General features: G+C 66.0%; 5 protein-coding genes. 4 read left to right on the top strand and 1 reads right to left on the bottom strand.

Going from position 1 to position 6,143, the window contains the following annotated elements; genetic code table 11:
- Nucleotides 1-328 precede the first annotated feature (328 nt).
- Nucleotides 329-1,255, bottom strand: a complete 927-nt coding sequence (locus QMZ05_RS40080; RefSeq protein WP_353705770.1) for an alpha/beta fold hydrolase — start codon at nucleotides 1,253-1,255, stop codon at nucleotides 329-331.
- 152 nt (nucleotides 1,256-1,407) lie between these two features.
- Between QMZ05_RS40080 and QMZ05_RS40075 the strand changes: the two genes are divergently transcribed.
- The 4 genes from QMZ05_RS40075 to QMZ05_RS40060 all read left to right on the top strand — a co-directional run.
- Nucleotides 1,408-2,796 carry a class II 3-deoxy-7-phosphoheptulonate synthase gene (locus QMZ05_RS40075; RefSeq protein WP_353705769.1) on the top strand — a complete coding sequence of 463 codons (1,389 nt, stop codon included), beginning with the start codon at nucleotides 1,408-1,410 and terminating at the stop codon, nucleotides 2,794-2,796.
- Between the two features lie 43 nt (nucleotides 2,797-2,839).
- A complete protein-coding gene (locus QMZ05_RS40070; RefSeq protein WP_353705768.1) occupies nucleotides 2,840-3,193 on the top strand; it encodes a diacylglycerol kinase in 354 nt (117 codons plus the stop codon).
- A 2-nt stretch (nucleotides 3,194-3,195) separates the two neighbouring features.
- Nucleotides 3,196-4,341 carry an FAD-dependent oxidoreductase gene (locus QMZ05_RS40065; RefSeq protein ID WP_353705767.1) on the top strand — a complete coding sequence of 382 codons (1,146 nt, stop codon included), beginning with the start codon at nucleotides 3,196-3,198 and terminating at the stop codon, nucleotides 4,339-4,341.
- 84 nt (nucleotides 4,342-4,425) lie between these two features.
- A partial coding sequence (locus QMZ05_RS40060; protein ID WP_353705766.1) for an NAD+ synthase occupies nucleotides 4,426-6,143 on the top strand: 1,718 nt, incomplete at its 3' end.

Below are 6,143 nucleotides of genomic sequence, written 5' to 3'. Positions count from 1 at the left end.
TCCTATGCACGGGGCCCATGGGTGCGATCGGCACCCGGCTTTCCCTGCGCCCTCTGATTTCGGAGCGGCGAAACGAAGAGCAAAGCTCGGGCAAAAGATGTCGCGAGAACGCGGATGCGTGGCCCACCAATCGCGCCACATACCGACTGTCGTCCCGGCGCAGGCCGGGACCCATAACCACGAATGGCTGTTGTCACACGATGCGGCAACGACGAGTCCCTTTAACAATGTCGGCTGCGGCGTATGGGTCCCGGCTTTCGCCGGGACGACAATTGTGGTCGGACTCAAATCGATCACATCGCAGGGACGACAGCGGAGAGTGCTGCCCTTATCCCTCCGCCTCGAGCCACTCCGCGGCGCCGCGCCAGAGGGCTTCGCGGTGTTCGCTGCGGAAGAAGCCGAAATGGCCGATCTTCGGCACGCCGGCGTCCGCGGGACTGATCGCGATGATGTCAGGCGTGATCGAGGTGAACGCGGAGCACAGCAATTCGACCGCCGGCCGCGTCGCCCAGGTGTCGTCGGTGATGGTGAGTGCGCGGAGCTTGCCCTTGAACTTCGGAAAATTTTCGCGCGCCGTCAGCGTGGCATCGTCGAGCAGATAGCGCTCGCGCATCACCCAGCCGCGCCATTGTTCGAACACGCCGCGCGGCAGGTCCATGCCGAGGCCGGCCCAGCTCGGCACATAGCCGAGCGTGCGCGCCAGCGGCAGCCCGATGCCGTTCATGAAGGCGACGACGCGATAGCGCTCGGGCGAGGCCATCAGCTTCCAATGCGCGGCCTGCGAGGCGATCAGCAGGGCGCGGGGAATCTCGGCATTGTTCGGCAACAGGCCGAGCGCTTGGCCGCCGAAGGAGTGACCGACATAGGCGAAGGGCAGGTCGCGGTAGCGCTCGCGCATCCAGCGCACGGCGGCCGTGGTGTCGAGCGCGGCCCAGTCCGCCATCGTGGCCTTGAAGCCGGCCAGCGACTTCTGCTTGTTCAGGCCGGGCGCCGCCATCGGTCTGCTATCGCCGGTGCCGCGATAGTCGTAGGTCAGGACCGCCGCGCCGCGGCGGGCGAGGTAGCCGGCAAAGCCGCGATAGACCTTGCGGGGCACGGCGGTCGCCGAGTTGATCAGGACGGCATGGCGCTTCCTGCCGCGGGGCAGGAACAGCGTCGCGGCGAGCGGATAGCCGTCCGCGGCCGGCACGACGATGTCGTCGCTAAAAACGTCGTCCAGCGCGGCGGCGGCCACGGCGATTTCCCCGGCATTCATGCTATGCTCTACCAAATGCGAATTCGGATTTTCTTGCAAGGGCTTGACGGAATTGCAGGAATCCTTCTAGCGGGAGGCTGGCGCCCTGTGTATAAGCCGGGCTTTCCGTATGCCCGCGATTAAGTCGCGGGTTTTGCTCAGGAGTTGACCTCATGTCCGAGCGGTGGACACCCGATAGCTGGCGCGCCAAGAAGGTGCTGCAGGTGCCCGATTATCCCGATGCCAAGGCATTGGCCGATGTCGAGGCCCAGCTGGCGACCTTTCCGCCGCTGGTGTTCGCGGGCGAGGCGCGCAGCCTGAAGAAGGCGCTCGGCCGGGTCGCGGCCGGCGAGGCTTTCCTGTTGCAAGGCGGCGACTGTGCCGAGAGCTTTGCCGAGCACGGCGCCAACAACATCCGCGACTTCTTCCGCGTGCTGCTGCAGATGGCTGTGGTCATGACCTATGCCGGCGCGCTGCCGGTGGTGAAGGTCGGCCGCATCGCCGGGCAGTTTGCCAAACCGCGCTCGTCGCCGACCGAGAAGCAGGGCGACGTCGAGCTGCCGAGCTATCGTGGCGACATCGTCAACGACATCGCCTTCACCGCGGAGGCGCGCATCCCCGATCCGCAGCGCCAGCTGATGGCCTACCGCCAATCCGCGGCGACGCTGAACCTGCTGCGCGCGTTTGCCACCGGCGGCTTCGCCAATCTCGGCAGTGTGCATCAGTGGATGCTCGGCTTCCTGAAGGATTCGCCGCAGTCCCGCCGCTACAAGGAGCTCGCCGACCGCATCTCGGACGCGCTGAACTTCATGCGCGCCTGCGGCCTCGATCTCGAAAGCCATCCGGAGCTGCGCGCCACCGATTTCTACACCAGCCACGAGGCGCTGCTGCTCGGCTACGAGCAGGCGATGACGCGGGTCGATTCCACCACCGGCGACTGGTACGCGACCTCGGGCCACATGATCTGGATCGGTGACCGCACCCGCCAGCTCGACCACGGCCATGTCGAGTATTTCCGCGGCATCAAGAATCCGATCGGCCTGAAATGCGGCCCGTCGCTGAAGCCGGACGACCTGCTGAAGCTGATCGACATCCTCAATCCCGACAACGAGCCGGGACGCTTGACCCTGATCAACCGGTTCGGCGCCGACAAGGTCGGCGACCATCTGCCCGGCCTGATCCGCGCCGTGCAGCGCGAGGGCCGCGTCGTGGTGTGGTCGTGCGATCCGATGCACGGCAACACCATCACCTCGACCACGGGCTACAAGACGCGGCCGTTCGACCGCGTGCTGTCGGAGGTGAAGGCGTTCTTCCAGATCCATGCGGCGGAAGGCACCCATGCCGGCGGCGTGCATCTGGAGATGACCGGGCAGGACGTCACCGAATGCATCGGCGGCGCGCGTGCCATCACCGATGAGGATCTCAACGACCGCTATCACACGGTCTGCGATCCCCGTCTCAACGCCGAACAGTCGATCGACATGGCCTTCCTGATCGCCGAGCTCTTGAAGCAGGAGCGCGCCGGCAAGGTCAAACCGATGCCGGCCGCTGCGGGGTTGTGATTTGGGGCAGGTGACTTGGGGGCAGTGACTTGAGGGCAGTGACTTGCTGAGGTTCTGGCGAGCCACCATCAACTCGCGCAACGGGCTGGCATTCGCCATTCGCTCGGAGCAGGCGATCCGCGAGGAGGTCGTTGCCCTGGTGCTGTCGGTGCCGCTGGCCTGGCTGGTCGGCGCCACCGTGATGCGCCGGGTCGAGCTGGTCGCGACCGTGGTGCTGGTGCTGGTGATCGAGCTGCTCAACACCGCGATCGAGAAGCTCGCCGACCGCCTGACCATGGATCACGATCCGCAGATCGGGCGGGTCAAGGACATGGGCTCCGCCGCCGTCGGCGTCGCGCTCGTCATGGCCGGCCTGTTCTGGCTGTTCGCCCTCGCCGAGCGCACGGGCGCGTTCTGACCGTGACCGTCAATAAGCCGATCAAGCTTGCGGTGATCGGACGGGGTCTGATCGGGTCGGCGGCCGCGCGGCACCTGTGCAAGATGGGCCATGAGGTCGCGCTGATCGGGCCCGGTGAGCCGGCCGATTTTTCGAGCCACGACGGCGTGTTCGGCAGCCACTATGATGAAGGCCGCATCACGCGAACCTACGATCCGCAAGCCTTCTGGCGGCAGATGAACCGCGCGGCGATTGCGCGCTACGGCGAGATTGCAGCGGAAAGCGGTGTCGAATTCTACCGGGAAGCCGGTGCGCTTCACGTCGGTCACACCGAGACCACTGATGTCGCTTCGGTTGGCGAAGTCTGCGCCGACGAGGGGATCTGCTGTGAAGCCTATCAGGATGCGGGGCTCGCCGAGCGGTTTCCATTTCTGAAATCAACCGCGGGCATGCTGGGCTATTTCGAGCCGCGCAATGCCGGATATATTTCACCGCGCCGCTTGGTCCGTGCGCAGACCATCGCGGCGAAGCGCGCGGGGGCGCGGATCATCGACGAGGCTGCGCTCGGGATTTCGGAAACCGCTTCCGGTGTGACGATCCGGACCCGATCGGGCAGCGTCGAGGCCGAGCGTGTGCTGGTTGCGGCGGGCGGGCATACCCAATCGCTGCTCGGCCGGTCATTGGGTTTTACGGTCTATGCGCGGACCGCAGCGCTGTTCCGGCTCGACGCGGCGGAGGTTCAGCGCCTGGCCGGCATGCCGTCGATGCGTTGTCTCGGGCCGAAGGGCGACAATCCCTATATCCTGCCGCCGATCCCATATCCGGACGGCCAGACCTGGTTGAAGCTCGGCGGCGATCCGGTCGATCTTCCGCTTGAGGGCGAGGCTGACATCAAGGACTGGTTCCGGTCGGGCGGATCGGTTGACGTGGCTGATCGGCTGCAAACGCAGATCCTCGATCGCATTCGCGACCTCAAGTTCGAGGAACGCCGCGTCGTGCCCTGCATGACCACCTTTGGCGACACCGGCCTGCCATGCATCGGGCCGCTGTCCGAGCGGGTCACCGTCGCATTTTGCTGCTACGGCAAGAGCGCGAAATGTTCGGACGAATTGGGCCGGCTAGGTGGTCTGGCGCTGCTCGGCGAGGTGAGGGCAGAACTTGCACCCTGACCAGGGATCCCAGTGCGATTTCTGCAATCGCACCATGATCGGACGACCATTGAAGTTTGCCGTTGTGCGGGACAACATAAAGATATGAGCGAACAACAGATCAAGATCACCCTGGCGCAACTCAATCCGACGGTCGGTGACGTCACCGGCAACGCCGCGAAAGCGCGTGCCGCGCGCGAGAAAGCAAAGGCCGACGGCGCCGATCTCGTGGTGCTCTCGGAGCTGTTCCTCGCCGGCTATCCGCCGGAGGATCTGGTGCTCAAGCCGGCATTCCAGTCGGCCTGCCGCACCGCGGTCGAGGAACTGGCGCGCGAGACCAAGGACGGCGGACCGGCCATGCTGATCGGCACGCCCTGGGTCGAGGACGGCAAGCTCTACAATGCCTGCGCGCTGCTCGACGGCGGCCGCATCGCCGCGCTGCGCTACAAGGCCAATCTGCCGAATTACGGCGTGTTCGACGAGAAGCGGTTGTTCGCGCGCGGCCCGGCGCCGGGCCCGGTGACGGTGCGCGGCGTGCGCATCGGCGTGCCGATCTGCGAGGACATCTGGCTCGAGGAGTCCGAGGAATACGAGAACGTCGTCGAATGTCTCGCCGAGACCGGCGCCGAGATCCTCGTGGTGCCGAACGGCTCGCCCTATGCCCGCGACAAGGCCGATCTCCGGCTGTCGATCGTGGTGGCGCGAGTCACCGAGAGCGGTCTGCCGCTGATCTATCTCAACGAGGTCGGCGGCCAGGACGAGCTGATCTTCGACGGCGCCTCGTTCGCGCTGAATGCCGATCTGTCGGTCGCCGCGCAGCTTCCGGCGTTCGAGGAGAACATCACGACGCTGACCTGGCGCAAGACGGCGGATGGCTGGCGCTGCAATGGGCCGAGCACGGCGCAGCTCGAGGGCGACAAGGCCGACTACGCCGCCTGCGTGCTCGGTCTGCGCGACTATGTCCGCAAGAACGGCTTTCCCGGCGTGCTGCTCGGCGTCTCCGGCGGCATCGACTCGGCGCTGTGCGCGGCAATCGCGGTCGATGCGCTCGGCGCCGACAAGGTGCGCGGCGTGATGCTGCCGTTCCGCTACACCGCACAGGTGTCGCTCGACGATGCCGCCAAGCTCGCCGCCGCGCTCGGCATCCGCTACGAGATCCTGCCGATCGCCGACGCCGTGAACGGCTTCGAGAAGATCCTCGCACCGGTGTTTGCTGGCATGGAGCGCGACATCACCGAGGAGAATTTGCAGGCGCGCGCCCGCGGCACGCTGCTGATGGCGATCTCCAACAAGACCGGCGCCATGGTAGTGACGACGGGCAACAAGTCGGAAATGTCGGTCGGCTACGCCACGCTGTACGGCGACATGAATGGCGGCTTCAACCCGATCAAGGACATCTACAAGACCGAGGTGTTCCGCCTGTCCAGCCTGCGCAATGCCTGGAAGCCGGACGGCGCGCTCGGTCCCTCGGGCGAGGTGATCCCGGTCAACATCATCATCCGGCCGCCGACCGCGGAGTTGCGCGAGAACCAGACCGACCAGGATTCGCTGCCGCCCTACGAGGTGCTGGACGCGATCCTCGAGCGGCTAGTGGAGCGCGAGGAGCCGCTTGCGACCATCATCGAGGCCGGTTTCGACCGCGACGTGGTGACCCGCGTCGACCGCCTGCTCAACATCGCCGAATACAAGCGGCGGCAGGCGGCGCCGGGGGTGAAGGTGACGCGGAAGAATTTCGGCCGCGACCGCCGCTATCCCATCACCAATCGCTTCCGCGATTTCGGCAAAGCGCTGCCGGAGCCCGACGAGAAGCTGGTGACGCGCAC

The sequence above is a fragment of the Bradyrhizobium sp. INPA03-11B genome, from assembly GCF_040446015.1.
Taxonomy (GTDB): domain Bacteria; phylum Pseudomonadota; class Alphaproteobacteria; order Rhizobiales; family Xanthobacteraceae; genus Bradyrhizobium; species Bradyrhizobium macuxiense_A.
The sequence above is the reverse complement of the archived record's forward strand: the minus strand, read 5'-3'. Positions and strand labels throughout refer to the sequence as shown.

What these genes read in the sequence shown, in the direction of transcription:
- QMZ05_RS40080 (WP_353705770.1), bottom strand. Translation starts at nt 1,255, where the DNA reads ATGAATGCCGGGGAAATCGCCGTGGCCGCCGCCGCGCTGGACGACGTT.
- QMZ05_RS40075 (WP_353705769.1), top strand. Translation starts at nt 1,408, where the DNA reads ATGTCCGAGCGGTGGACACCCGATAGCTGGCGCGCCAAGAAGGTGCTG.